Annotated in this window: 25 protein-coding genes, 1 pseudogene and 2 riboswitches; of the genes and pseudogenes, 10 read left to right on the top strand and 16 right to left on the bottom strand. The window is 68.8% G+C overall.

Annotated elements, in window-relative coordinates; translation table 11 throughout:
* The first annotated feature begins 199 nt into the window (after nt 1-199).
* Together ACZ7M3_RS46550 and ACZ7M3_RS46545 are read left to right on the top strand one after the other, a co-directional pair.
* Nucleotides 200-898 (top strand): N-acetylmuramoyl-L-alanine amidase, encoded by a 699-nt coding sequence (locus ACZ7M3_RS46550; protein WP_472072028.1) that lies wholly within the window; start codon nt 200-202, stop codon nt 896-898.
* Between the two features lie 261 nt (nt 899-1,159).
* Nucleotides 1,160-2,653 (top strand): multicopper oxidase family protein, encoded by a 1,494-nt coding sequence (locus ACZ7M3_RS46545; protein WP_472072026.1) that lies wholly within the window; start codon nt 1,160-1,162, stop codon nt 2,651-2,653.
* Nucleotides 2,654-2,695: 42 nt separating this feature from the next.
* Here the strand turns inward: ACZ7M3_RS46545 and ACZ7M3_RS46540 are convergent, their stop codons facing one another.
* The 3 genes from ACZ7M3_RS46540 to ACZ7M3_RS46530 form a co-directional block, all read right to left on the bottom strand.
* On the bottom strand, nt 2,696-3,865 hold the full coding sequence (locus ACZ7M3_RS46540; RefSeq protein ID WP_355302305.1) for a cysteine desulfurase family protein: 1,170 nt from the start codon (nt 3,863-3,865) through the stop codon (nt 2,696-2,698).
* A gap of 109 nt (nt 3,866-3,974) precedes the next feature.
* Nucleotides 3,975-4,304, bottom strand: a complete 330-nt coding sequence (locus ACZ7M3_RS46535; RefSeq protein WP_355302303.1) for a DUF4190 domain-containing protein — start codon at nt 4,302-4,304, stop codon at nt 3,975-3,977.
* A 22-nt stretch (nt 4,305-4,326) separates the two neighbouring features.
* Nucleotides 4,327-4,494 (bottom strand): hypothetical protein, encoded by a 168-nt coding sequence (locus ACZ7M3_RS46530; protein WP_095852481.1) that lies wholly within the window; start codon nt 4,492-4,494, stop codon nt 4,327-4,329.
* A gap of 143 nt (nt 4,495-4,637) precedes the next feature.
* On the opposite strand from ACZ7M3_RS46530, the gene ACZ7M3_RS46525 reads away from it, so the two are divergent.
* Complete coding sequence (locus ACZ7M3_RS46525) at nt 4,638-5,264, top strand: TetR family transcriptional regulator (RefSeq protein WP_472072023.1); 627 nt, start codon at nt 4,638-4,640, stop codon at nt 5,262-5,264.
* Nucleotides 5,265-5,311: 47 nt separating this feature from the next.
* Here ACZ7M3_RS46525 and ACZ7M3_RS46520 read toward each other — a convergent pair whose 3' ends face one another.
* Nucleotides 5,312-5,686 (bottom strand): hypothetical protein, encoded by a 375-nt coding sequence (locus ACZ7M3_RS46520; protein WP_472072021.1) that lies wholly within the window; start codon nt 5,684-5,686, stop codon nt 5,312-5,314.
* A 125-nt stretch (nt 5,687-5,811) separates the two neighbouring features.
* Nucleotides 5,812-6,222 (bottom strand): annotated as a pseudogene (locus ACZ7M3_RS46515) (WYL domain-containing protein); the annotation flags it as partial.
* Nucleotides 6,223-6,260: 38 nt separating this feature from the next.
* On the opposite strand from ACZ7M3_RS46515, the gene ACZ7M3_RS46510 reads away from it, so the two are divergent.
* Both ACZ7M3_RS46510 and ACZ7M3_RS46505 read left to right on the top strand, forming a co-directional pair.
* Complete coding sequence (locus ACZ7M3_RS46510) at nt 6,261-6,437, top strand: hypothetical protein (RefSeq protein ID WP_472072019.1); 177 nt, start codon at nt 6,261-6,263, stop codon at nt 6,435-6,437.
* Between the two features lie 18 nt (nt 6,438-6,455).
* On the top strand, nt 6,456-6,683 hold the full coding sequence (locus ACZ7M3_RS46505) for a DinB family protein (RefSeq protein WP_472072017.1): 228 nt from the start codon (nt 6,456-6,458) through the stop codon (nt 6,681-6,683).
* Here ACZ7M3_RS46505 and ACZ7M3_RS46500 read toward each other — a convergent pair.
* Complete coding sequence (locus ACZ7M3_RS46500) at nt 6,676-7,536, bottom strand: thioesterase family protein (RefSeq protein WP_452968590.1); 861 nt, start codon at nt 7,534-7,536, stop codon at nt 6,676-6,678. The two genes, ACZ7M3_RS46505 and ACZ7M3_RS46500, sit on opposite strands and share 8 nt — an antisense overlap.
* Before the next feature lie 214 nt (nt 7,537-7,750).
* Here ACZ7M3_RS46500 and ACZ7M3_RS46495 point away from each other — a divergent pair, with 214 nt between their 5' ends.
* Nucleotides 7,751-8,980, top strand: coding sequence for an alpha/beta hydrolase (locus ACZ7M3_RS46495; protein WP_472072015.1), 1,230 nt, complete (start codon nt 7,751-7,753; stop codon nt 8,978-8,980).
* On the opposite strand, the gene ACZ7M3_RS46490 is transcribed toward ACZ7M3_RS46495, so the two are convergent.
* Both ACZ7M3_RS46490 and ACZ7M3_RS46485 read right to left on the bottom strand, forming a co-directional pair.
* On the bottom strand, nt 8,880-9,545 hold the full coding sequence (locus tag ACZ7M3_RS46490; protein ID WP_082417539.1) for a trimeric intracellular cation channel family protein: 666 nt from the start codon (nt 9,543-9,545) through the stop codon (nt 8,880-8,882). The two genes, ACZ7M3_RS46495 and ACZ7M3_RS46490, sit on opposite strands and share 101 nt — an antisense overlap.
* 47 nt (nt 9,546-9,592) lie before the next feature.
* On the bottom strand, nt 9,593-10,984 hold the full coding sequence (locus ACZ7M3_RS46485) for a M1 family metallopeptidase (RefSeq protein WP_351304015.1): 1,392 nt from the start codon (nt 10,982-10,984) through the stop codon (nt 9,593-9,595).
* A gap of 347 nt (nt 10,985-11,331) precedes the next feature.
* Here ACZ7M3_RS46485 and ACZ7M3_RS46480 point away from each other — a divergent pair, with 347 nt between their 5' ends.
* Nucleotides 11,332-11,853 (top strand): hypothetical protein, encoded by a 522-nt coding sequence (locus ACZ7M3_RS46480; RefSeq protein WP_099943427.1) that lies wholly within the window; start codon nt 11,332-11,334, stop codon nt 11,851-11,853.
* Between the two features lie 94 nt (nt 11,854-11,947).
* Here ACZ7M3_RS46480 and ACZ7M3_RS46475 read toward each other — a convergent pair whose 3' ends face one another.
* From ACZ7M3_RS46475 to ACZ7M3_RS46440, 8 genes are all read right to left on the bottom strand, one after another.
* Nucleotides 11,948-13,264, bottom strand: a complete 1,317-nt coding sequence (locus ACZ7M3_RS46475) for an ABC transporter ATP-binding protein (protein ID WP_472072013.1) — start codon at nt 13,262-13,264, stop codon at nt 11,948-11,950.
* Nucleotides 13,265-13,287: 23 nt separating this feature from the next.
* Nucleotides 13,288-14,382: an ABC transporter ATP-binding protein gene (locus ACZ7M3_RS46470; protein ID WP_382118428.1), complete on the bottom strand. Its 1,095-nt coding sequence runs from the start codon at nt 14,380-14,382 to the stop codon at nt 13,288-13,290.
* Nucleotides 14,379-15,377, bottom strand: a complete 999-nt coding sequence (locus ACZ7M3_RS46465; RefSeq protein ID WP_060896606.1) for an ABC transporter permease — start codon at nt 15,375-15,377, stop codon at nt 14,379-14,381. Before ACZ7M3_RS46465 ends, ACZ7M3_RS46470 begins: the two co-directional genes overlap by 4 nt.
* Before the next feature lie 111 nt (nt 15,378-15,488).
* Entirely contained in the window at nt 15,489-17,285 is a 1,797-nt protein-coding gene (locus tag ACZ7M3_RS46460) for an ABC transporter substrate-binding protein (RefSeq protein WP_472072011.1), read from the bottom strand.
* A gap of 70 nt (nt 17,286-17,355) precedes the next feature.
* Nucleotides 17,356-18,363, bottom strand: coding sequence for an ABC transporter permease (locus tag ACZ7M3_RS46455; RefSeq protein WP_450428272.1), 1,008 nt, complete (start codon nt 18,361-18,363; stop codon nt 17,356-17,358).
* Nucleotides 18,364-18,707: 344 nt separating this feature from the next.
* Nucleotides 18,708-19,517 (bottom strand): enhanced serine sensitivity protein SseB C-terminal domain-containing protein, encoded by an 810-nt coding sequence (locus ACZ7M3_RS46450; RefSeq protein ID WP_452968567.1) that lies wholly within the window; start codon nt 19,515-19,517, stop codon nt 18,708-18,710.
* 198 nt (nt 19,518-19,715) lie between these two features.
* Nucleotides 19,716-20,519 (bottom strand): enhanced serine sensitivity protein SseB, encoded by an 804-nt coding sequence (locus ACZ7M3_RS46445; RefSeq protein ID WP_472072010.1) that lies wholly within the window; start codon nt 20,517-20,519, stop codon nt 19,716-19,718.
* A gap of 154 nt (nt 20,520-20,673) precedes the next feature.
* Complete coding sequence (locus tag ACZ7M3_RS46440; protein ID WP_388522609.1) at nt 20,674-21,354, bottom strand: AAA family ATPase; 681 nt, start codon at nt 21,352-21,354, stop codon at nt 20,674-20,676.
* Between the two features lie 168 nt (nt 21,355-21,522).
* Nucleotides 21,523-21,623, top strand: a riboswitch (glycine riboswitch).
* A riboswitch (glycine riboswitch) is annotated at nt 21,624-21,735 on the top strand.
* A 34-nt stretch (nt 21,736-21,769) separates the two neighbouring features.
* On the opposite strand from ACZ7M3_RS46440, the gene gcvT reads away from it, so the two are divergent.
* The 3 genes from gcvT to glyA all read left to right on the top strand — a co-directional run bounded on the left by gcvT (nt 21,770) and on the right by glyA (nt 24,670).
* Nucleotides 21,770-22,888 (top strand): glycine cleavage system aminomethyltransferase GcvT, encoded by a 1,119-nt coding sequence (gene gcvT, locus ACZ7M3_RS46435; protein WP_472072009.1) that lies wholly within the window; start codon nt 21,770-21,772, stop codon nt 22,886-22,888.
* A 128-nt stretch (nt 22,889-23,016) separates the two neighbouring features.
* Nucleotides 23,017-23,394 (top strand): glycine cleavage system protein GcvH, encoded by a 378-nt coding sequence (gcvH, locus tag ACZ7M3_RS46430; protein WP_067370840.1) that lies wholly within the window; start codon nt 23,017-23,019, stop codon nt 23,392-23,394.
* Nucleotides 23,395-23,407: 13 nt separating this feature from the next.
* A complete protein-coding gene (glyA, locus tag ACZ7M3_RS46425) occupies nt 23,408-24,670 on the top strand; it encodes a serine hydroxymethyltransferase (RefSeq protein WP_351303992.1) in 1,263 nt (420 codons plus the stop codon).
* Nucleotides 24,671-24,689 lie beyond the last annotated feature (19 nt).

The following is a 24,689-nucleotide window of genomic DNA, read 5'->3' as shown; positions in this document are numbered from 1 at the left end:
TGGGGCCGCGGAGAGCACCGAGAACACGGGCGACACAGGCAACACAGGCGACTCGGGAACCATCGAAGCCACAGGAAGCGTGGGAACCAGGGAGATCGCAGCCGGCGCAGGGACCACGGGAACCACGGGAACCACAGGGGCTGTGGGCGCCACGGGGATCACTGGAGCCGGGGAATCCATCGGGAGCAGCGGGGGCGGCGTGGGCGCGAACGGGACCAAGGGGCGTGCCCGCCGGGACCACGACCGGCGGATCGGACGGCGGGCGCTGCTGATCGGTGGCGCCGCGGCCGCCGTGGGCACGGCGGTGCTCGCACGCGGTGAGCTCGGCCACCTGTGGTGGCGGCTGCCCGGCGTCGAAAAGCCCCGGGTGGCGGGAGTCGTCGACTTCCGGGGTGCGCAGTGGGTGGCCGCCTCGTCGGCGAACTGGCGGCGGGCGGACCGGCCCGACGACTACGGGATAGACCGGGTCGTCATCCACGTCACCCAGGGCAGCTACCGAAGCGCCGTGAAGGTCTTCCAGGACCCGGCACACGGCGCGGCCGCGCACTACATCGTGCGCAAGGACGGACACATCACGCAGATGATCCGCGAGCTGGACGTGGCCTTCCACGCGGGCAACCGGGAGTACAACGAGCGGAGCGTCGGCATCGAGCACGAGGGCTTCGTGGAGCGCGCCTCGTCGTTCACGGACGCCATGTACGCGGCCTCGGCGCGGCTGACGGCCGGGATCTGCGGGCGGTACGGCATTCCCGTCGACCGTGCGCACATCATCGGACACGTCGAGGTACCGGGCACCGACCACACGGACCCCGGGCGGTACTGGGACTGGGACCGGTACATACGGCTGGTACGGCAGGCCCGCACCGCGGCGGAGCCGACGCGCACAGCAGGGGCGTAGCCGCCGGAGAGCGCTTTCGGTGCGCGCTCACAGACAGCGGCGCCCAGGGCTCAAGTCACCTAATCGTGATGCTGTGAGGCACCGGCGGGACGGGGCTGTCCCTTGCGTCCCGTGCTGCCGATGTGACCAGCGACACGTCAACTCTCGCTGTTTCCGGTGGAGTTGATCCTGACTTTAAGTCATCGGATTTCACAGCGACGACGGCGTTCTCCTAACTCCGGCCCAGTCTTCACATAGTTCTTAGGCCGAGAGTCCACCGCTATGACTCACACCACGGGCAAGACCCCGGGCAAGTCCACGGGCAAGGGCATGCACCGCCGCAAGTTCCTCGGCGGGATGGCCGGAGCGGGCATCGCGGCGGTGACCGCCGGCGGCACGGCCATCGCCTTACTGACGAACGCGACGCAGAACAAGGCGCACGCCGCGGGCACCACGCTGACCATCCCCGACCTCCTGGAGGGGACCACCACGGACGGCACGACGACGTTCACCCTGGAGGCGAAGTCCGGCACCAGCGAGGTGCTCAGCGGAGTGACCAGCACGACCGCGGGCTACAACCAGTCGTTCCTCGGCCCCACCATGAAGTGGACCTCGGGCGACACCGTCCTGCTGAACATCACCAACAGCCTCACCGAGGACACCACCGTCCACTTCCACGGCGCGCACGTCCCGCCCAGCATGGACGGCGGTCCGCAGAACTCCTTCGCCGCGGGGAAGACCTGGTCGCCCACCTTCACGGTCAAGGACGAGGCGAAGACGCTGTGGTACCACCCGCACGCCCTGGGCACCACGGCGGAGCAGGCCACCCACGGCCTCGCGGGCATGATCATCGTCGAGGACGACTCGGACGCGTCCGCGGCCCTGCCCAGCACCTACGGCACCGACGACATCCCGATCATCCTGCAGTGTCTGGCCACCGACAGCGCGGGAGACATCAAGTACAACCTGACCGGCTACCTCAGCAACGGTCTGAGCTTCCCCCTGCTGTGCAACGGCACGAACGTCGACGACACCACGCTCTCCTTCACCGCCACCAAGAAGCGCACCCGCTTCCGGCTGCTCAACGCCTCGCCGTCCGACATCATCACCATCCAGCGCAGCGACGGCGCGACGCTCACCCAGATCGCCACCGACCAGGGCTATCTGACCGAGGCCACCGAGGTGGCGTCGATCCGGCTGGTGGCGGGCGCGCGGGCCGAGTTCGTCATGGAGCTCAGCGACGCGGTGACGTTGGAGGCCGTGGTGACGACGGGCTGGGTGCGCGGCGGCAGCGGGACGTACGAGTTCCTGACCGTCACCCCCGACGCCTCGGACACTCCGGAGACCCTGCCGACCCTGAACACCATCACCCGCTACGACACCAGCGACTTCACCGCACGGACGATCACACTCGGCCAGAGCGGCGCAACGATGACGATCAACGGCTCCGCCGGGACGAGCATGTCCTCGATGGCGATGATCAGCACCACCCTGGGTGCCGAGGAGGTGTGGACGGTCAAGAACAGCACGCAGCTTGAACACTCGTTCCATCTGCATGATGTGCCGTTCCAGCTGATCTCCATCAACGGGGAGGATCCGACGGGCGTCCAGCTGGGCTGGTACGACACGTTCGAGGTGGTCGGCGGCGGCTCCATCGAGATCGCGATGAAGTTCACCGACTTCTCGGACGACACCTATATGTACATGCTCCACTGCCATCTGCTGCAACACGAGGACGAGGGCATGATGGCCTCCCTCATGGTCACGGACAGCTAGGGCAGCGGCCGGACAGGTCCTAGGGGAGCGAGCGCGGTGGTGTCAGGTCAGGCCTGCCGACCGTGCCCGCTCCACCGCCGGGCCGATCGCCTTGGCCACCGCCTCGACGTCCGCCTCCGTGGAGGTGTGGCCGAGGGAGAAGCGCAGGGTGCCGCGGGCCAGGTCGGGGTCGGCGCCGGTGGCCAGCAGGACATGGCTGGGCTGGGCGACGCCCGCCGTGCACGCGGAGCCCGTGGAGCACTCGATGCCCTGGGCGTCCAGCAGAAGCAGCAGGGAGTCGCCCTCGCAGCCCGGGAACGTGAAGTGCGCGTTGGCGGGCAGCCGGCCCCCGGTCGCGGGGTCACCGCCGAGGATCGCGTCGGGCACGGCGGCGCGTACGGCGTCGACCAGGTCGTCGCGCAGGGCGCCGATCTCGCGGGCGAACCACTCGCGCTGCTCGGCGGCGAGCCGCCCGGCGACCGCGAACGAGGCGATGGCGGGTACGTCGAGGGTGCCGGAGCGCACATGCCGCTCCTGGCCACCGCCGTGCAGCACGGGCACGGGCGTGTACTCGCGGCCCAGCAACAGGGCGCCGATGCCGTACGGGCCGCCGATCTTGTGGCCGGAGACGGTCATCGCGGCGAGGCCGGAGGCGGTGAAGTCGACGGGCACCTGGCCGAAGGCCTGGACCGCGTCGGCGTGCAGCGGGATCCCGAACTCGGCCGTGACGTCGGCCAGTTCGCGGACCGCCATCACCGTGCCGATCTCGTTGTTGGCCCACATGACGGTGACGAGGGCGACGTCTTCGGGGTTTCGGGCGATGGCCTCGCGCAGGACGTCCGGGTGGACGCGGCCGTAGGAGTCGACGGGCAGGTACTCGACCGTGGCGCCCTCGTGTTCGCCGAGCCAGTGGACGGCGTCGAGGACGGCGTGGTGTTCGACCGGGCTCGCGAGGACCCGGGTGCGGGCCGGGTCGGCGTCGCGGCGGGCCCAGTACAGGCCCTTCACGGCGAGGTTGTCGGCCTCGGTGCCGCCGGAGGTGAAGACGACCTCGCTGGGGCGGGCGCCGAGGGCCTCCGCCAGGGTTTCCCGGGCTTCCTCGACCGTCCGTCGGGCGCGGCGGCCGGCGGCGTGGAGGGAGGAGGCGTTGCCCGTGACGCTCAGCTGGGCGGTCAGCGCCTCTACCGCCTCGGGGAGCATCGGTGTGGTCGCGGCGTGGTCGAGGTAAGCCATGATGGGCCCGATTCTACGGGCCGTCCGTCCGCGGTCTCGGCCCCCGTCCGGGTAGCCGTCCGTCCGCCCCTCGTTCCGCCGTGGATCGAACGCCTCGTTCGGCGACGGCTCAGAAGTTCCAGGACACCGTGCTGTCGAACTGCATGAACGCCACCAGCACCAGCAGATCGGCGATGCCGAGGCCCAGGCCGAGGAAGGCGCGACCACGGCGGGCGGTGCCGCGCCAGAGGGCGACGGAGGCCAGGGCGATGGCGATCGGGCCCAGGAAGACGTTCAGGACCAGCAGGCCGAGGAGGCCGAGGATGAAGGAGGCGACGGCCATGCCGTCGGCGTCCTTGGTGCCGGTCCCGCGGGTGGGCGCGACAGGCGCGGCCGCGGTGGGCTTGGCCACGGCGGGCTTGGTCGCGGTGGCGAGGTGGGTTCGCTCGGTGATTTCCATGACGTGAGTCAGCTCCCAACGATCAGTTGGTGGAGGTGTGGCGCCGGCGGGCGTTGCGCTCGCGGACCGCGAAGACGGCCAGCCAGACGCCGATGACGACCGCGGCGACGAGGGTGACGGGCAGCGGGGCGTGGGCTACGGAGCCCATCACGACACCCAGCAGCAGGAGGGCGGCGACGAGGAACAGCATGAGGTGCCTCTCGACAGTGAACCCCGATTGTTTCGGGGACTTGACGACTCAGTGAACGGTTGTAGTAACACTTGTTCACTGAATCAGAGTCTAGCGCGTCGCCCGGCTTTTCAATTACAGAGAACAGTTGTTAACTGCATGGTATGAGTCACACTCTCGGCATCCGGCAGGCCCAGAAGCAGAAGACCCGTCAGGCACTCCTGGACGCGGCGTTGGAACTGCTGGAGGAGCAGAGCCTGAGCAGCCTGGGTCTGCGCGAGGTCACCCGCGCCGTCGGAGTCGCGCCGACCGCCTTCTACCGGCACTTCCGCTCGACGGAGGACCTCGGCGTGGCGCTGGTCGAGGAGGCGCTCGGCAGTCTGCACCCGATGATCGGGGACACGGTCTCCGCGGCCGGCGACAGCGCCGGACGCATCGAGCGCGCGGTCGACCTGATCGCCCACCATGTCGAATCCCATCCCGCGCACGTCCGTTTCATCGCGCGCGAGCGGCACGGCGGCGTCCAGCGGGTGCGTCGGGCGATCAGGGAGCAACTCGAGCGGTTCGCCGAGGAGGTGAAGGTCGAGCTGGCCAAGCACCCCGAGTCAAAGGGGTGGAGCGACGACGACCTGCTGATGCTCGCGGGGCTCTACGTCGACCAGATGCTGATGACGGCCTCGCTCTATCTGGAGGCACTGGAGGCGTCCGAGGAGGAGCGGGAGCGGGTGACCCGTGTCGCGACCCGCCAGATGCGGCTGATCGCCATCGGCCGCCGCAACTGGCTGGGGTGACGCACCCACATGTCGAGTACGCCACCCCTGAGAGAACCGGAACGGGCTCAGCCCTGTGCGGCCTGCCCGCCGGGCTGCCCGCTCGGCTGCCCCCCGCCAGCCGGGCCGCCGCCGCAGCCGCCCTGACCGCCACCCTGGCCACCACCCGGACCGCCGGACGACATGCCCGAGGGACCGCCGGAGGGCATCTTGCCGGTGGGCATGTTCGACGGTGTCCCGGAGGGCGAGCCCGTGGGCATCCCGGAGCGCCCGCCGCTCGGCCTGCCCGACGGACCTCCGCTCGGCATTCCGGAGGGCTGCTGACAGTTCTGGCTCGTGTTGCCGCTGTTCGAGGACGACGAGTCGCCCGAGCCGCAGGCCGCCAGCAACGGCGAGAGCGCCAGCAGGGCGACGGCGGGGACGAGTCGGGCACGACGGTTCATGAGGTAACTCCCAGTCAAGTCACGTGGACCGGTTTATGAAGGCCGGATGAGTGCGGGATGAGCGGTGGACAGAGGACCAGATCCACGTAGGGCCGCGCTGTGCCGAACCTGTGGTTACCTGTGGGTCAACTTCCCTCGTGCGGGGCACGATCCCCGCCGTACACCGCACCGATCGCGGCCGCCGCCCGGGCCAGTTCCGCCCGCGCCTCCGGCGGCGACAGCACCTCCACCGTGTCCACGAAGGCCAGCAGCGTGCGGGCCTCGCGGACGACGCCGTACGCCAGGTGCGCGAGGACCCACTCGCTCTCGCCGTCGTCCTCCGGAAGCGCCGTGAGGGAGGCCGCGTTGAGCCTGAGGAACATGTCGAGGCGGGAACGCCGTACCCGAACTGTGACATCGAGACCGCCCGGCCGCTCCTCGACCTGGCGCCGCAACACCTCCCAGACGTCACCGAGTTCGACGCCCGGACGCCGCTTCACGGGATCGCCCAGGAGCGTCGCCGAGCGCACCCGGTCGGCCCGGAACAGCCGCGGCTGCCCGCCGGATCGCCGTGGTCGGCGCGAGCGGCGACGGAATGGCCGTACGACCGTTCCTCGACGGCGTCGAGGACGACCGCTGGAGCGCGGCGTACGACGAGGTCAGGACGGAGGTCCGGAAGTCCTGGGCGGACGACGCGCGCCTGGACGCGCTCGTCACCGTGCCGTGGGGTGAGGCCCCCGGACGTATCGCCCTGTCGGCCACGCGGCGGTAGCCGCATATCGGATACAGCGTGATGGAGGCCGTCACCCACACGTGGGACCTCTCCGAGTCCCTCGGACGGCCGCTCGCACTCGATCCGGAGCTGGCCGAGTTCGCGCTCGGAATCGCCCGGCGCGTGCTGCCGGACGAGCGGCGCGACGACGAGGAGCTGCCGTTCGACTCGGCGGTGCCGGCCCCCGAAGGGGCCGACGCCTATGGACGGCTCGCGGCCTACCTGGGCCGGCAACCGCTCAGCTGAGCCGGACCCGAGCGAGCTGTCGGGACTGCGCGACCAGCCGGTCCGCGCTGTCCCACACCTCGGCGTCCTCCTCCAGGAAGCCGCCGGCGAGGTTGCGGGTGGTGATCGACACCCGCAGCGGGCCCGGCGCCGGACGGCAGCGCACATGGACCGTCAGTTCGACCGTCGGCACCCAGCCGGAGATACCGAGCTCGAAGGCGGTGGGCGGCAGCGCGTCCACCGCGAGGAGCAGCGAGAGGGGGTCGGGGTCACGGCCGTCGGCGAGCCCGAACCAGGAGCGCATCTCGCCCTTCCCGGACGGCGCCCCCAGGGCCCAGCCGAGGGTCGCGGGGTCGAGCTTGAGCATCAGCCGCTCGGTGATGGCGGAGCTGCCCTCGACGGGCGCCGGTCCGTCCTCCGGCCCGAAGCAGTGCTCCATGGGCGGGATCGCGGGAGGTGTCGCCGTGGTGCGGACGTCGTCGGGCAGGGCGTCGAGATCGCCGTACGAGGCGAGTACGCGAATCCGTTCGACCTCGCGGCCCTCGTCGTCGTACTGGAAGAGCGAGGCCTGACCGGTCGACAGGGTCCGCCCCGTCCGGACGACGTCCGTTCGGACCACCGCCGGGCCGGGTTGCGACGCGGTCAGGTAGTGGGCGGACACGGTGAACGGGTCGCTGTGCGGCAGGGCGTCGGAGAGGGCGCGGCCCAGGACGGCGAGCAGATAGCCGCCGTTGACGGCGCTGATGATGGTCCATCCGGCGGACAGGTCGATGTCGTAGACGCCGGGTTCGCGCAGGGTGACCGCGGTGTCGCGGTCGAACTCGCTGTCACCGATCGCGGCGCGCGCGGCCTGTGCGGTAGCTGCTTCTGACATGCCTGAACGGTACAACAGCTCATTACTAAGCGGTAGCTTTCACTGTTTCGGGCGTGTGAACCCCGTCACCCGAGAGTGAGGTTTCGGCAATTTCTTGGCAAGTGTCCGAACTCTTCCGTGAACCAACGGCATCGGATCCCCCTCTCCAAGGACATAGAACCCGATGCAGCTGCAGACCGTTGATCCAGCCCGCACAGGAAGAGCCGCACACACCGTGAGCCTCACCGGAACGCCGTTCCTCCTCACCGCCATCGTCCTGGTCGCGGTCGCCCTGATCCTTCCCCTCGTGCTGTGGTCGCGCATTCCCGGCCCCAAGGTGCTGCGCAGCGCGGCCCGGATGGTGATGCTGCTGTTCGCCCAGGGCACCGCGGTCACCCTCGTCTTCGTGCTCGTGAACAACTCCAACAGCCTGTACGACAACTGGTCCGACCTGCTCGGCACGGGCAACCACGTGCGGGCGGCCGCCAACCTCGGCCGTGACGGCACCGGCGGCATCTCGCTGCGCAAGCTCCCCAAGGTCCGCCAGACGTTCTCGGGGGCCGACGGCCCCGGCATGTCCAAGGCGGGCGGGGTGAAGGTCACCCAGCTGCACGGCCAGGTGTCGGGGGTGGACGCGGAGGTCTACGTCTGGTTGCCGCCGCAGTACAACGAGCCCGCCTACCGCAACCGGAAGTTCCCCGTCGTGGAGCTGCTGCCCGGCTATCCGGGCTCGGCGAAGGCGTGGTTCGGTTCGCTGAAGGTGCACGAGCAGTTGCTGCCGCTGATGCGCGACGGGCAGGTCGCGCCGTTCATCCTGGTGGCGCCGCGCACGAATCTGCTGGCCAAGACCGACACCGGTTGCGCGAACGTGCCCGGCAAGGTGAACGCCGACACCTGGCTCAGCATCGACGTGCCGAAGATGGTGGTGGACAACTTCCGGGCGAAGTCCGCGCCGAACGGCTGGGGCGTGGCCGGCTACTCGGCCGGGGCGCACTGCGCGGCCAAACTCGCCGTCGCTCACCCCGACCGCTACCGGGCCGCGGTGAGCATGTCCGGGTACAACGACCCGATCGGCGAACGCAACTCGCTCGCGGCGCGGAGCCTGACGCTGCGCCGGGAGAACAATCCCTACCTGCTGCTCAAGTCCTACCGCACGCCGCCCCCCATCTCCCTCTACATCTCCGGTGAGGCGCACGACGGCTACGAGGCCGGCGCGGCGCTCCAGTCGATCGCGAAGGCGCCGACGAGCGTGCAGCTGGTGCTGCTGCCGCGGAGCGCGGGCGGTCACAACATGGCCCTGTGGCGGCCGCAGATCCCGGAGACCTTCCGTTGGCTGACCCTGCAGATCGGGCCGGGGGCGCACGCTAAGGAGTCTCCGACTCCGTCGCCGTCGACCGGCGGTGCCAAGCACGCGGCGCTCGCCAGTGGTACCGCATCGCAAGCAACCGCAGGACGAAAGCGGTGACGGCCGCGAGTCCGCTGGTGAACGGGGACAGCGCGTCGTAGCGGATGCACAGGACGACCATCGTGGCGCCGACGATCGCTGGGACCGCGTACAGATCGCGGTCCCAGCGCAGCAGTGAGGGCACCTCGTTGGCGAGGACGTCGCGCAGCACACCGCCGCCGACCGCGGTGGCCAGGCCCAGGGCGGCGGACGGGGTCAGGCCGAGGCCGTACTCGTACGCCTTCGTGGTGCCCGCGACACAGAACAGGCCGAGTCCGGCCGCGTCGAAGACGTTGACCGCGACCTGGATGCGCTCCACCTCCGGGTGGAGGAAGAACACCAGCAGGGCGGCGAGCAGCGGGGTGCTGAAGTAGCCGAGGTCGGTGAACGCCGCCGGGGGTACGGCCCCGATGACCATGTCGCGGAACAGCCCTCCGCCCAGTGCGGTGACCTCGGCGAGGACGGCGATGCCGAAGACGTCGAAGTTCTTGCGGACGGCCAGCAGGGCGCCGGAGATCGCGAAGACGAAGATCCCCACGAGGTCGAGCACATGCTGGACGGAGGGGGTGAACAGTTCCTGAAGCACCCGGACATTCTCACCCGTCGCGGGGCTCACACCTTACAAAGAAAGGCTCACAGGGTGGGTTTCCCTGTGGTGAACAGCCAGGTCCGGAAAAGGTCGTCGAGCTGTCGTCCTGAGATCCTCTCGGCGAGGTGGATGAAGTCGGCGGTGTCGGCGTTGCCGTACTTGTGGAGCTTCGTCCAGGCGGGCAGCAGTTTGAAGAACGCGGTGTCGCCGATGCGCTCGCGCAGCATCTGGAGGGTCATCGCGCCGCGCTGGTAGACCGCCGAGGCGAACATGGTGTCGCGCTGCGGGTCGGCGACGACGGTCCCCCAGAAGGCGGAGTCCGCGGGCCGCGCGTTGTACCCGGCGAGGAACGAGTCGTGCGCCGAGCGGACCCCCTTGTGCTCGGACCACAGCCACTGGGCGTAGGTCGCGAAGCCCTCGTTCAGCCAGATGTCCTTCCAACGCTCCACCGACACGGAGTCGCCGAACCACTGGTGGGCCAGCTCGTGCACGATGGTGGACTCCGAGCGCACGGCGGAGTACGCGGGCTTCGACTGCACCTCCAGCGAGAACCCTGCCTGCGGCATGTCGTCGACGATCGCGCCGGTCTCCTCGAAGGGGTAGGGCCCGAAGACCTGCGACCAGTAGTCGGTGGCCTCGGCCGTCACGGCGTACACGTCGACGCTGTTGCTGCCCGCGAGCACCGGATCGATGGCCACGTAGATCGGCGTCCCGGCCGGGGTCGTCCCCGTCTTCACGTCGAACTTCCCGATGGTCGCGGTCGCGAGATAGGTCGCCATCGGCCTGCTCTCGCGCCAGTGCGCCACCGTGCTGTCGCCCTTGTCGTACGTCGATATCAGCCGCCCGTTGGAGACGCCCGTCAGGCCCTTGGGTGCCTTGATCCGGATGTCGTAGGTGGCCTTGTCGGAGGGGTGGTCGCTGGAGGGGAACCAGGTGGAGGCGGCGTTGGGCTCGCAGGCGACGAAGACTCCGTCGGCGGTCTTCATCCACCCGTAGTCGGAGCCGAAGACGATGGGACCGTTGAGGGCTTCGGGGACGCCGCCGTAGGTGACGGTGACGGTGAAGGTCCTGCCCTTGCGGATCGCCCCGTGCGGGGTGATGTGGATCTCGTCGCCGTCACGGGTGAAGTCGGCGCGTCTGCCGTTCACTTCGACGCGCGTGACCTCCAGTCTCTGGAGGTCGAGGTCGAAGGACGAGAGGGACTGGGTGGCGCGGGCCGTGAGCGTCGTACGGCCGTCCAGACGGTCGGTGTCCGGGTTGTACGCCACGTTCAGGTCGTAGTGGCGGGCGTCGAAGCCGCCGTTGCCGAGCTGGGGGAAGTAGGAGTCGCCGATGCCGTCGGCGCCCGGGGTCGGGGCGGAGGAGGCGGCAATGACGAGGAAGGAGGCCGCCGCGGTCGCGAGGGCCCCTAAACGTGCCGAACGGGAGAGTGCCATGAGCGTCCCTTTCGTACGTGTTCCGATCGTTCCCGATCAGTTGGACACGCGAGACTCTGCACTCTTCCATTCGGGCATGTTCATGACTTTACCCAATCGTCATGGCCTACCCGTCGGTTGACTCCTGACGATCGGCTTCCGGTCTCCCCGAACGGGCGGAAACAGTCCGCCATTTGACCGCACGAAGACCCTGACATCTCCGAGTCCTTACCGCCCGAAGCGGCAGGCTCAATTGTTGCTCAACTCCACAGAATGTGATTGACCGGTCTCGGTCAAGTTCATAGGCTCATTCCAGCTTGACGGGCTCCGCCGAAACGGAGGCCGGACCACTTGCATGGGGGAAATTCATGCGTAAGAGAACCAAGCTGGCCACACTCGTCGTCGCCGGAGTAATGCCGCTCGTCGCGGGCGCGGCGCCGGCCTCGGCGGTCGTCACTCCGAAAAGGTCGTGCCCGGTCGATTACGGGGTCCTGATCACCTCGCACTCGGCCTATCGGATTCCCGCCTCGGGGGCGTACTTCAAGGACGGTCCGGGTGGCACCATCACCGCCTCCGTCACCAGGGCGTCCACCATCACGTACAGCGTCTCCGCCTCCCTGGAGGTGAGCGCCAGCTACCTGTTCGCCTCGGCCAAGGCGTCGGTGAGCGGCAGCATCACCAAGTCCGTGGCGATCACGACCGGCCACACGTACTCGCACAACATCCGCTCCAACAAGTACGGGAACCTGCAGTACGGCTCCAACGGCTTCAAGGTCGGATGGGAGTCGAACCGCACGAACCCGAACTGCTCGGTGACGACGCTCGCGAGGGGCACGGCCAAGCTTCCGGCAACTTCGGTCGGCTGGCACTACTGGGAAACCAGTTCCTGATCATTCTTCAAAACAAATGCCCCGGTAACCATTTCTCTGGTTACCGGGGCATGCGTTTCGGTGAATTCACACCGACCCGTTCACTTCGACCTGTTCACTTCTGGCTGTCGGTTCCCGACTCCTCCGACGAGTCCGACTCGTCGACGGCGACCGTTTCGGAGACCTCCTCGGGGGCGGCCTCCTCGGGGGGCTCGGTGGTCGTCTCCGCGGCGGGCTCCACGGCGGACTCCGGAGTCTCCTCCGTGGTGTCCAGTTCCGCGGCCACCGCCGCCGACGTCTCCGCCGACTCCGCCAGCACCTCGTCGGCCACGAGCGCCGCGGCCTCCTTCGCCACGGACAGCAGCACCGTGTCCTGCGGCGCCTGGTCCTCGAAGTTCTCCGGGTGGTGGCAGGCGACCTGCTGGCCGGGCTTCAGCTCCAGGAGCGGCGGCTCGGTCGTCTTGCAGATCTCCGTGGCCTTCCAGCACCGCGTGTGGAAGCGGCAGCCGCTCGGCGGCGCGATCGGCGAGGGCACGTCGCCCTTGAGCAGGATGCGCTCGCTCTTCACGTTCCGGCGCTTGGGGTCCGGAATCGGCACCGCGGACATCAGCGCCTTGGTGTACGGGTGCATCGGCGCCTTGTAGAGCGAGTCGCGGTCGGCGAGCTCCACGATCTTGCCGAGGTACATCACCGCGATCCGGTCCGAGACGTGCCGTACCACCGACAGGTCGTGCGCGATGATCACGTACGTCAGGCCGAGCTCCTGCTGAAGGTCGTCGAGGAGGTTGACGACCTGCGCCTGGATCGACACGTCGAGCGCCGAGACCGGCTCGTCCGCCACGACCAGCTTCGGGTTGAGCGCGAGCGCACGGGCGATGCCGATGCGCTGGCGCTGACCGCCGGAGAACTCGTGCGGATAACGGTTGTAGTGCTCCGGGTTGAGGCCGACGACCGACAGCAGTCGCTGGACCTCCTGCTTGACGCCGCCCTCGGGAGTGACGCCCTGCAGCTTGAACGGGGCACTGATGATCGTGCCGACCGTGTGGCGGGGGTTGAGTGACGAGTACGGGTCCTGGAAGATCATCTGGACGTCACGGCGCATCGGACGCATACCGTTCACACCGAGGTGCGTGATGTCCTTGCCCTGGAACTCGACCTTGCCCGCGGTCGGTTCGAGCAGCCGCGTGATGAGCCGGCCCATCGTGGACTTGCCGCAGCCGGACTCGCCCACGACGCCCAGGGTCTCCCCGGAGCGCACCTCGAAGTCGAGGCCGTCGACGGCGCGCACGGCACCGACCTGACGCTGCAGCAGGCCCTTCCGGATGGGGAAGTGCTTCTGCAGCCCGGTCACCTTCAGCAGGACCTCACCGGGAGCGGCGTCCTTGGTGAGGGTGGCGCCGCCTTCGTCCTGTGCCTGTGCGGGAATGGTCACTTCCGCGTCCTTGGCTTTCTCGCTCACAGCTTCGGCGCAATCTCTTCGGTCCAGATGCGTTCCCGCTGCTCCTGGGTCATGTGGCAGGCGGCCCAGTGCCGTCCGCCGACCTCGGTCAGCTCGGGGCGGACCGTGCGGGTCACGTTGTCCTTGGGAACGTCCGCGTACGGGCAGCGCGGGTTGAAGGCGCAGCCGGACGGGAGGTTGATCAGCGAGGGCGGGGAGCCCTTGACGGGGATGAGGCGCTCGGTCTGCTCACGGTCCAGGCGCGGCATCGAGCCGAGCAGCCCCCAGGTGTAGGGGTGCCGGGGCTCGTAGAACACCTTCTCCGCCGGACCGCGCTCGATGCAACGGCCGCCGTACATCACCAGGATGTCGTCGGAAAGCTCCGCGACGACGCCCAGGTCGTGGGTGATGATGATGACCGCGGAGCCGAACTCCTTCTGCAGGTCCCGCATCAGGTCGAGGATCTGCGCCTGGACGGTCACGTCCAGGGCGGTCGTCGGCTCGTCCGCGATGAGCAGCTCGGGGTTGTTGACCAGCGACATCGCGATCATCGCGCGCTGGCGCATACCGCCGGAGAACTCGTGCGGGTAGCTGTCGACGCGCTTGTCCGGCTGCGGGATACCCACCCGGTCGAGCATCTCGACCGCGCGGCGCTTCGCCGTCTTCTTGTCCACGTTGTTGTGGATGCGGTACGCCTCCACGATCTGCTGACCGATCGTGTAGTACGGATGCAGCGCGGACAGCGGATCCTGGAAGATCATCGCCATCTCGCGGCCGCGCAGCTCGCGTACGTAGTCCGGGTCGGCGGACAGCAGTTCGGTGCCGTTCAGCCAGATCTCGCCGGAGATCTGCGCCTTGCGCTTGCCGTACTGGCCGGCCGTGTGCAGGCCCATGATGCCGAGCGAGGTCACCGACTTGCCGGAGCCGGACTCGCCCACGATCCCGAGGGTCTTGCCCTTCTCCAGCTGGAAGCTGAGCCCGTCGACGGACTTGACCAGGCCGTCGTCGGTCGGGAAGTGCACCTTCAGGTCGCGTACTTCGAGGAAGGCGGAGGGCGCGGGCGAGTCCTTGACGGGCTCGGCCACCGCTCCGCTCTTGCTGAGTTCGGTCATGAGAGCCTCACTCGGGGGTCGATCACGGCGTACAGGACGTCCACCACGAGGTTGGCGATCAGCACCGCGAGAGAAGTGATCAGGGTGACGCCCAGGATGATGGGCAGGTCCTGGTTCCGGATGGCGTCGAGCACCGCGCGGCCGAGGCCGGGCAGGTTGAACGTCGACTCCGTCAGGATGGCGCCGCCGATGAGGGCGCCGAGGTCCATGCCCAGCATGGTGAGGATGGGGGTCATCGTGGAACGCATGGCGTGCTTGCCGATGACGACCTGCTCCTTGAGGCCCTTGGCACGTGCCGTGCGGATGTAGTCCTCGCCGAGGATCTCCAGCATGGTGGCGCGGGTGATCCGGGCGTACATCGCCGCGTAGAGAAACGCGAGGGTGATCCAGGGCAGGATCATGCCGCCGAACCAGCCGCTGATGCTCTGGTCGAAAGGCACGTACTGCGCGTTGATCCATTTCAGGCCGAAGGCGAAGATCGCCAGGCTGAGCAGACCGGTGAAGTAGATGGGGAGGGAGACACCCGCCAGGGCGACGACCATCGCGCCACGGTCCCAGATGGTGCCCCGCTTGAGGGCGGAGAGCACACCGGCCGCGACACCGAAGACCAGCCACAGCACGGCGGCACCGAGCGCGAGACCCAGGGTCACCGGGAAGCGGTCGGTGAGCACCGGCCAGACGGCCTGCTCGCTGCGGAAGGAATAACCGAAGCAGGGCGCGGCACAGTGCGTGACGTCGCCACCGCCCGAGTAGGTGCGTCCGGCGAAGATGCCCTTGAAGAACTCCCAGACCTGGGAGTAGATCGGGTCGCTCAGGCCCAGCTTCTGCCGTACGGCCTCGACAGCGGCCGGGTCGGCCTGCTTGCCCACGAAGCTCGAGGCGATGTCCACGCCCGCCCACTTGGGGACGAGGAAGAAGATGCCGAAGACCACCATGACGATGACCACGAGCATCACTGCGGCGGCGAACAGCCGCCTGATGAGGTAAGCGAGCACAGCTTACGGCCCGCCGCGGGGCCGCGGGCCACCGGAGGTCATCCGATGGCCCGCGACCACGCCGCGCCGGCCTTCACCTGCCTTTCGTGCCTGTACGGCGGGTGTGCCGGTTTACTTCTTCGGGTTCTTCAGGCCGAGGTTGACGAAGTCGTACGTACCGCTGTAGTTGTCCGTCGTGTAGACGTTCGCGAGGTTGTCGCCGCGCCAGTTGATGAACTTCTCGAAGGTGAAGGGCAGGTAGTACGCGCCCTCCATGACCTTGTGGTTGATCTCGGTCGAGAGCTTGGTCTTGCCCGCGTCGTCCAGCGTGGTGACGTACTGGTCGAACAGACCGTCGATGGTCTTGTCGTTGATCAGGGCGAAGTTGTTGTTACCGCTCGGCGCGATGTACTTGCTGTCCCACAGCGGCAGACCGAAGCCCTGGACGGTCGGGAAGTCCGGACCCCAGCCCATGATGATGATGCCGTAGCCCTTCTTCTTCACGTTCTCGGGGCTGCCGATGATGCCGGTGGTCTGCGAACCGTCGAACTGGTCGATCTGCGCGGTGATGCCGACCTTCTTCAGCGACGCCTGCAGCGACTGGGCCGTGGCCACCTCGACCGGCTTGTTGTTGCGCACCGCGATGGTGGTGGAGAAGCCGTTCGGCTTGCCGCACGCCTTCAGCGCCGCCTTGGCCTTCTCGACGTTGCCGTTCTTGTCGGCGCCGGCGATGTTGTACGGGTCGTACTTCTGGCCCTCGGCGCCCGGGACGGACGGCGGGAGCATGTTGGTGCCGATGTCGCCACCGGCGACCGGGCCACCGCGCGCGGTCTGCAGCGAGACGTGGTCCGCGCCGAGGATGACGGCCTTGCGGCACTCGACGTTGTCGAACGGCTTCACGCTCTGCGGGAAGGCCGCGTACCGGATGTAACCCGAGATCGGGTTGTCCAGGTTGGCCTTGTGCTCCTTCAGGGCGGTGGTGCGGCCCTGCGGGGACATGCCGGTCTGGTTGATGTCCAGGTCCAGGTCACCGTTGAGCAGGCGCTGGTCCAGCTGGTTGGCGTCCGAGTAGAACTGGACGGTGATCTTGTCCGGGTACGCCTTGCGGACCGGGTCCGAGGACTGCTTCCAGTTCGTGTTGCGCACCAGCGTCAGGCTCTTGCCCGGGCTGTACGACTCGAACTTGTACGGGCCGGAGGAGAACGGCTTCAGGCTGTACTTGGACTTGGTGTCCATGTCCTGGCGGACCGGGGAGGCCGAGACCAGACCCAGCACCTCCTGGAAGTCCGAGTTGGCCTTGGGGAGGTGGAAGACGATCGTCTTGTCGTCCGGCGTGGTGATGGCCTTCAGGCCCAGCTTGTCCTTGGACGTGTCCTTGTAGGGACCCTTGTACTCGCCCTTGGGGTCCAGGAAGTCCTTGAGGTACGTCGGACCGCCGGACAGCACGTCCTGCGCCCACACGCGCTCGATGCCGTACTTCACGTCCTTGGACGTGATCGCCTTGCCGTCCTCCCACGTGATGCCGTCACGCAGGGTGTACGTGTAGGTCTTGCCGTCGTCGGTGACCTTGGCGAGACCGGTGGCGAGGTCCGGGGTCAGCTCGGCGCCGGCCTTGCCCGGCTCCGCCTTGCCCGTGACCAGCTGGCGGCTGTAGTAGCGCGCGAAGTCCCACATGAAGCCGTAGTAGCCACGCGTGGTGTCCCACGAGTCCGCGTCCTGGGCACCGCCGAACCGCAGCGTGCCGCCCTTCTTGACCAGGGAGGCCTGGGCGACCTTGTTGTTGGCGGCGTCGAAGCCGGCGGCGCCGGTCTTCGAACCGTTGTTGTCGTCGCTGCCGCCACCGCACGCCGCCGTGGTCAGCAGTGCGGCGACCGCAGCAGCGGCGGCAAACGCCTGCTTACGCCGCCCTGAGGTGCGTTGGGTAGTCACGATCTCGGATCCTCCGGATTTGATGAGAGACCCCGTGATTGGTGCCACGGGACGCTTGGGGTACGGCTGTTCAGCGGGATGCCTTCGGGTCCAGCGCATCCCGCACGCCGTCTCCGAAGAGGTTGAAGGCCAGGACGGTGATGAAGATCGCCACACCCGGGACCACCATGTACATGGGGTCGGACTCGTAGTAGTCGATCGCGCTCGACAGCATCTGTCCCCAGGACGAGGTGGGCGGCTTGACGCCCACGCCCAGGAAGCTGAGTGCCGCCTCGGTGAGGATGTTCGTGGGGATCATCATCGTCGTGTAGACGATGATCGGCGCGACCAGGTTGGGCAGCAGTTCCTTGAACAGGATGTAGAACCGCCCGGCCCCCAGCGAGCGGGCGGCCTCGACGTACTCGCGCTCACGCATCGAGAGCGTCTGGCCGCGCACCACGCGTCCGATGTAGGGCCAGCCGAAGAATCCGATGACCAGGATCATCACGAACACGCGCACGTTGGAGCCGGACAGGCCCAGCATGTCGTTCGGCATCACCGAGACCAGGGCGATCGTGAACAGGAGTTGCGGGAAGGCCAACAGGCCGTCCATCACGCGGCTGATGAGCGAGTCCACCCAGCCTCCGAAGAAGCCCGCCAGAATGCCGAGCACGGTGCCGAGGACGACCGCGACGACGGCGGAGAGGAAGCCCACCAGGAGCGAGACGCGGGCACCGTAGAGGATGCGGGCGAGGATGTCGCGGCCGTTGACGGGCTCGACGCCCAGCAGGTGGTCACCGCTGATGCCGCCCAATGACCCCGTGGGGGTGCCGAACAGAGGGTCGATCAGCTTCTCGTTGAAGGTGTCCGGGTCCTGACCGAGCAGGTTGGTGATCACTGGCGCCAGCAGGGCGACCACGATGAGGACGAGCACGATGATTCCGCCGGTCAGGGCGAGCTTGTCCCTCTTCAGGCGCTCCCAGGCGATCCGGCCCAGGGAACGTCCCTGCACGACCTTCTCGCCGGCGGTTGCAGCCGCCGCTTCTTCGGCCGCACTCGGTGTCGCGTCCGTGGTCGGCTCGTGCAATGGTGCCGTCATCTGGCAGGGACCCCTCTCAACCGGCGGTAGCCGGCCCACACGTGCCGCTCGTAGCGGCGTGATCAGTCCGTCGTACACAGGGGGTTAAACCCCCTGGAGCGGGAGTCTTCAACGCCTCGGCGATCTGTAGCCAGACTTGACGGTGAATGGATGCGTAAACGTGATGCTGTCAGGGGGGTTCCGTTATCCGGACGGCGGGTAACGGGGGTCGGACACGGGGCAGTTGGGACACCGGAGGTTAATCCGGGCATTACCCGGACGTTCCCTTGTGATCTACGCGCGAAGAAATGCAGAGCCGCGGTGAAGGACCCGCGCCGATCCTTCACGATTCGTCGGACTGCGGATCAGTATCCGGCGGGTGCCGGTGGATAGCCGTACCCACCCGCCATCGGAGCCTGGGCGGGGGCCGCGGGGGCCGCGTGGGCCTCGCGGTCGTAGAACGGCCGCGCATTGGCGCGCAGCCACAGCGCCACCGGGTCGTACTCGTCCGACATCGCGACGGTCGACACGGGCAGCCCGTCCGGAACCGCACCGATGGACTGCTGCATCATCGCCCGCACCGAGTCGACGGCGGGCGGCGAAGTGTCGTACACGTCCAGCCCGATGGCCAGATACGGCGCCCCGAGCGCCGGCTGCACCCAGGCCCGGCGCAGCGAGCGCACGGCGGTGGTGCGATGCGCGTTCTGCGTGAGCAGGGCGTAGAACTGCGGGATCTCGATGCCGGGTTCGGACAGTCGCAGCGGACCGGCGGGCTGGCGCTCCAGACCCGCCGCGATTCTGCGCAGATCGAGCCACGGGATGCCGACCCCGCCGCCCGGGGCGTGCGGATTGAGCCAGAGCCCGAAGTGGTCGGGGTAGAGGGTGCGGGCCACGTCGAGACCGTCGACGACCTCGTACGACCGGTTCCAGCCGCTGGCCGAGAGTTCCTGGGCGGAGGTGACGCACGGCGCGTAACCGAAGCCCTCCACCTCCATGTTCCCGTACTGGGCGTCCGGTGAGCCGGCCTGGCCGTGCCAGAGCAGCATCCACACCTGGCCGGACGACGGGGTCGCGAGCGCGCGAAGGAGCGCCTCGTAGGCGTCGTAACGCCCGGGCGTCACCTGGCGCAGCATGTGCTCGACCTGACCGGCCGCGGCCGTGCCCGACGCGCTCACCTTCAACCGCCCCTTCGCGAAGAAATCATGACGTCGACCAACACCTCGGCCGAACCCCGGCCGAGCCATGAAACCAGCTTAAGCGGCGAATGCGCTCCGCTGGGGGAGCCGTTGAGAGCTCGGGACTTGCTGTGTTCGGGTCGCAACAGGTCCGTTGTGGTTGCTCGCGCAGTTCCTCGCGCCCCTTTCGGGGCGCTTCTACTGGGTCTGCTGATAGAAGGGCCGTACTTGGGCTCGCATCCAGTCGGCCACCGGGTCCTGGGCGACGTCGAGGAGGACCAGGTTCACCGGCCACTTGACCGCGACGCGGGCGAGGGCGCGGGAGAGGGCCTCCATGGGGAGCGTCCGGAGGTCTCCCTCCCACACGGAGAGTTCGACCCCGACGAACATGACCGGGTCGTCGCCCTCGATGCTGGCCAGGCAGCGGCGGGCGGTCAGGACGACTCCCGTCGCCGCGAACTCGGCCGAGGCGGCGGCGAAGAATTCCACCGGGTCGTCCTGCCAGTCGGGCTCGTAGAGTTTCACCCGGCCACCACTCGTGGGCCCGTCCAGCGGGGTGCGCCCGGTCCGGCACAGCTCGGCGACCGCGAGGGGCGGCAGCGGCACGCCGACCGTCCCGTCCGGGTTGATCGCGATGCCGACCTGCGGGGGCAGCCCGCGGGCGAACTCGACCGCGGGCGCGATCGTGTACGACAGATGGCTGCCGGCGACCTGGCGGAACTGCTCCTCGGAGCTGAAGACCGGCACGTACGCCTGGCCCTCGATCTCCAGGGTGGGCAGGTCGAGGGATCCCGTGTGCGGTCCGCCGCCGTTGGGCAGCGGCACCCAGACGAAACTGCGGCCGAGGACCTCGACGATGCGGCCGCCGGCCGAGGGCACTCCGAGGGACGCGGAGAGCACCTCCTCCAGTTCGTTGCCCGGCCAGCCGCCATGCGAGTGGGGGTGCGGGCCGGGTTGCGGGTACGCCGGTACCGAGAAGTCCGGGAAGTCGGGGATGTCCATCTGTCTACCTGTCTACCTGTCTACCGCCTGCGGTGAACCACTGTTCTGGTGTTCTGGCTGGAAAGGTTAGTGGGCCTGTACGACTTCCCGACCGCTCTCGACTGCTCTCGGCCACCCCCTGCCGTTTCTCAGTCACCGAAGTCCCTGCCGTTTCTCAGTCGCCGAAGCCGATCCGCCGCAGTACGTCCGCCGCGTCCCGGTCGAGGAGCACCGCCGAGCCGCAGCCCTCCGGCAGGTCGCCCCGCTCGACGGAGCGCAGCAGCCGGGTGACCGCGCCCCGGTGACGGGCGAACGCGTACCGCGACACGCCCCGGCCGCGCTCGCGCTGGCCCTCCAGCGCCGTGCCGGGCGTGACGTCGAGCAGCAGCAGGTGGAGGGTGCCGCCGCGGCGCCGGGCCTCGCGGGCGAGCCAGCGGCGCACCCAGGCCTGCGAACCGCAGTCGTGCACGACGAGCCCGGCGCCGGAACGCAGGGCGCGACGCAGGCCCGCGTAGTGCGCGAGGCGGACGAGAGGCCGGTAGACGGCGTACGGCAGCCGCCCGCCCGTCCGCTCGTCCCAGCGGTCCCGGGTGTCCTGGGAGTCGATGCGCGGGCCCTCGACGGCGCGGCGCATCAGGGTCGACTTGCCGCTGCCCGGCAACCCGGTGACCACGACGACGTCGGCCGCCGCGAAGTGCAGACCGTGCGGAGAGTGTCCCGCGCGCGCTCTGAGGTCGCGGACGACGGCCGTCGGCAACGCTCCGCACGTCTCCCGGGTCCCTGCCGGGACACCGGGCTGCTCGGGCAGCGCGAGGCCCGAGGTCGTGGCGTACGCCGTGGTCCTGTTCACCGTGATCGTCCTCCCCTTGGGTGTGGAGTCCCATCCCCGTCGAGTGTAAAGAGAAGGTAATGCGCGGTGTCTCTCGTTTCCGTACGCGGACTGCCACAGGCCGGTTACAGATGCGGACTGCCGCGATCGGACGGCGCGTGCGATGATGTGCCCGCCAACTGCATACCGGCCGCTTGAATCCGCGCGGGAGAGTTCCGGGAACCTTCGGGTACCCGGGCGCCGAAGGAGCAAGTCCCTCCCTTGAATCTCTCAGGCCCCGTTACCGCGCGGGCGAGGCACATCTGAAAAGCGGGCCGCTGTCCAGTGGCTCCACCCAAGGTGCAAGTCAGGACCTCCGTTCGCGGGGTCGTGATGAACCTCTCAGGTTCCGATGACAGATGGGGAGGAACGACCTCGCCGTCATGCCTTGGGAGCCCCACCGATGAGCAGTAACGCACCCCGTCTCACCGCGCTCGATGCCCTGCATCGCTCGCTCGGCGCGACGATGACCGACTTCGCCGGCTGGGACATGCCCCTGCGCTACGGCTCCGAGCGCGACGAGCACCTCGCCGTGCGCACCCGGGCCGGTCTCTTCGACCTGTCGCACATGGGCGAGATCACGGTCACCGGACCGCAGGCCGCCGCCCTGCTCAACCACGCGCTGGTCGGCAACATCGCCTCCGTCGGCGTCGGCCGCGCCCGCTACACGATGATCTGCCGGGAGGACGGCGGCATCCTGGACGACCTGATCGTCTACCGGCTCGCCGAGAACGAGTACATGGTCGTCGCGAACGCCTCCAACGCCCAGGTGGTGCTGGACGCGCTGACCGAGCGCGCCGCCGGCTTCGACGCCCTCGTGCGCGACGACCGCGACGCGTACGCGCTGATCGCCGTGCAGGGCCCCGAGTCCCCCGGCATCCTCAAGTCGCTCACCGACGCCGACCTGGACGGGCTGAAGTACTACGCGGGCCTGCCGGGCACCGTCGCGGGCGTCCCGGCGCTGATCGCCCGCACGGGCTACACGGGCGAGGACGGCTTCGAGCTGTTCGTGGCCCCGTCCGACGCCGAGAAGCTGTGGCAGGCGCTGACGGACGCGGGCACGCCCGTCGGGCTCGCCCCCTGCGGCCTCTCCTGCCGCGACACGCTGCGCCTGGAGGCGGGCATGCCGCTGTACGGGCATGAGCTGACCACCTCGCTCACCCCCTTCGACGCGGGGCTCGGGCGGGTCGTGAAGTTCGAGAAGGAGGGGGACTTCGTGGGGCGTGCCGCGCTCCAGGAGGCCGCCACCCGCGCCGAGGAGAACCCCCCGCGGGTACTCGTCGGGCTTGTCGCCGAGGGCCGCCGCGTGCCGCGCGCCGGGTACCCGGTCGTCGCCGACGGCAAGGTGATCGGCGAGGTCACCTCCGGCGCGCCCTCCCCGACGCTGGGCAAGCCGATCGCGATGGCGTACGTCGACGCCGCGCACGCCGCGCCGGGCACGGCCGGGGTCGGCGTGGACATCCGGGGCAGCCATGAGCCGTACGAGGTCGTGGCGCTGCCGTTCTACAAGCGCCAGAAGTAGCTTCGGGGCCGAAAGGGCCCCGTCCAGCGCGCCCACGTGACGCACGCCGCTGTGTCACGTCTCGTATCCCAGGACCACCCGGTCATCCCGTTCATCCGCACTCCCCCGCGTACAGGAGAATTCAGGCCATGAGCAACCCCCAGCAGCTTCGCTACAGCAAGGAGCACGAGTGGCTGTCGGTCGCCGAGGACGGCGTCTCGACGGTCGGCATCACCGAGTTCGCGGCCAACGCGCTCGGCGATGTCGTCTACGCCCAGCTTCCCGCGGTCGGTGACACGGTGACCGCGGGTGAGACCTGCGGCGAGCTGGAGTCGACCAAGTCGGTCAGCGACCTGTACGCGCCGGTCACCGGCGAGGTCGTGGAGGCCAACCAGGACGTGGTCGACGACCCGTCGCTGGTGAACTCCGCCCCCTTCGAGGGCGGCTGGCTGTTCAAGGTACGCGTCACGGACGAGCCGGCCGACCTGCTCTCCGCCGACGAGTACACCGAGTTCTCCGGCTCCTAAGGACTTCTGACTGATGTCGCTTCTGAACACGCCCCTGCACGAGCTGGACCCGGACGTCGCCGCCGCCGTCGACGCCGAGCTGCACCGCCAGCAGTCCACCCTGGAGATGATCGCCTCGGAGAACTTCGCTCCGGTCGCGGTCATGGAGGCCCAGGGCTCGGTCCTGACCAACAAGTACGCCGAGGGCTACCCGGGCCGCCGCTACTACGGCGGCTGCGAGCACGTCGACGTGGTCGAGCAGATCGCCATCGACCGCGTCAAGGCGCTCTTCGGCGCCGAGCACGCGAACGTGCAGCCCCACTCGGGCGCCCAGGCCAACGCGGCGGCGATGTTCGCGCTGCTGAAGCCGGGCGACACGATCATGGGTCTGAACCTCGCGCACGGCGGGCACCTCACCCACGGCATGAAGATCAACTTCTCCGGCAAGCTGTACAACGTGGTCGCGTACCACGTGAACGACGAGACCGGTCAGGTCGACATGGACGAGGTCGAGCGCCTCGCCAAGGAGTCCAGGCCGCAGCTGATCGTGGCGGGCTGGTCGGCCTACCCGCGTCAGCTGGACTTCGCCGCGTTCCGCCGGATCGCGGACGAGGTCGGCGCGTACCTGATGGTCGACATGGCGCACTTCGCGGGCCTCGTGGCCGCGGGCCTGCACCCGAACCCGGTGCCGCACGCCCACGTGGTCACCACCACGACCCACAAGACGCTGGGCGGCCCGCGCGGTGGCGTGATCCTGTCCACCGCCGAGCTGGCAAAGAAGATCAACTCCGCGGTCTTCCCCGGCCAGCAGGGCGGTCCGCTGGAGCACGTGATCGCCGCGAAGGCCGTCTCCTTCAAGGTCGCCGCCTCCGACGACTTCAAGGAGCGCCAGCAGCGCACGCTGGACGGCGCGCGGATCCTGGCCGAGCGCCTGGTCCAGGACGACGTCAAGGCCGTCGGCGTGGACGTCCTGTCCGGCGGCACGGACGTGCACCTGGTCCTGGTCGACCTGCGCAACTCCGAGCTGGACGGTCAGCAGGCCGAGGACCGTCTCCACGAGGTCGGCATCACGGTCAACCGGAACGCGATCCCGAACGACCCGAGGCCGCCGATGGTGACCTCGGGCCTGCGCATCGGCACGCCCGCCCTCGCCACCCGCGGCTTCCAGGCCGAGGACTTCACCGAGGTCGCGGACATCATCGCCGAGGCGCTGAAGCCCTCCTACGACACGCAGTCCCTGAAGACCCGCGTGTCCGCCCTGGCCGACAAGCACCCGCTGTACCCCGGCCTGAAGTAGTACCGCCCGAAGCAGTACA

The organism is Streptomyces sp. NPDC111656, assembly GCF_055656965.1.
This window is presented reverse-complemented; position numbering and strand designations above follow the sequence as displayed.

Coding starts and splice junctions, on each gene's coding strand:
- ACZ7M3_RS46545 (WP_472072026.1), top strand. CDS start 1,160: ATGACTCACACCACGGGCAAGACCCCGGGCAAGTCCACGGGCAAGGGC.
- ACZ7M3_RS46470 (WP_382118428.1), bottom strand. CDS start 14,382: ATGACCGAACTCAGCAAGAGCGGAGCGGTGGCCGAGCCCGTCAAGGAC.
- ACZ7M3_RS46520 (WP_472072021.1), bottom strand. CDS start 5,686: ATGAACCGTCGTGCCCGACTCGTCCCCGCCGTCGCCCTGCTGGCGCTC.
- ACZ7M3_RS46535 (WP_355302303.1), bottom strand. CDS start 4,304: ATGGAAATCACCGAGCGAACCCACCTCGCCACCGCGACCAAGCCCGCC.
- ACZ7M3_RS46455 (WP_450428272.1), bottom strand. CDS start 18,363: ATGACGGCACCATTGCACGAGCCGACCACGGACGCGACACCGAGTGCG.
- glyA (WP_351303992.1), top strand. CDS start 23,408: ATGTCGCTTCTGAACACGCCCCTGCACGAGCTGGACCCGGACGTCGCC.
- gcvT (WP_472072009.1), top strand. CDS start 21,770: ATGAGCAGTAACGCACCCCGTCTCACCGCGCTCGATGCCCTGCATCGC.
- ACZ7M3_RS46480 (WP_099943427.1), top strand. CDS start 11,332: ATGCGTAAGAGAACCAAGCTGGCCACACTCGTCGTCGCCGGAGTAATG.
- ACZ7M3_RS46445 (WP_472072010.1), bottom strand. CDS start 20,519: ATGGACATCCCCGACTTCCCGGACTTCTCGGTACCGGCGTACCCGCAA.
- gcvH (WP_067370840.1), top strand. CDS start 23,017: ATGAGCAACCCCCAGCAGCTTCGCTACAGCAAGGAGCACGAGTGGCTG.
- ACZ7M3_RS46525 (WP_472072023.1), top strand. CDS start 4,638: ATGAGTCACACTCTCGGCATCCGGCAGGCCCAGAAGCAGAAGACCCGT.
- ACZ7M3_RS46485 (WP_351304015.1), bottom strand. CDS start 10,984: ATGGCACTCTCCCGTTCGGCACGTTTAGGGGCCCTCGCGACCGCGGCG.
- ACZ7M3_RS46510 (WP_472072019.1), top strand. CDS start 6,261: ATGGCCGTACGACCGTTCCTCGACGGCGTCGAGGACGACCGCTGGAGC.
- ACZ7M3_RS46540 (WP_355302305.1), bottom strand. CDS start 3,865: ATGGCTTACCTCGACCACGCCGCGACCACACCGATGCTCCCCGAGGCG.
- ACZ7M3_RS46500 (WP_452968590.1), bottom strand. CDS start 7,536: ATGTCAGAAGCAGCTACCGCACAGGCCGCGCGCGCCGCGATCGGTGAC.
- ACZ7M3_RS46530 (WP_095852481.1), bottom strand. CDS start 4,494: ATGCTGTTCCTCGTCGCCGCCCTCCTGCTGCTGGGTGTCGTGATGGGC.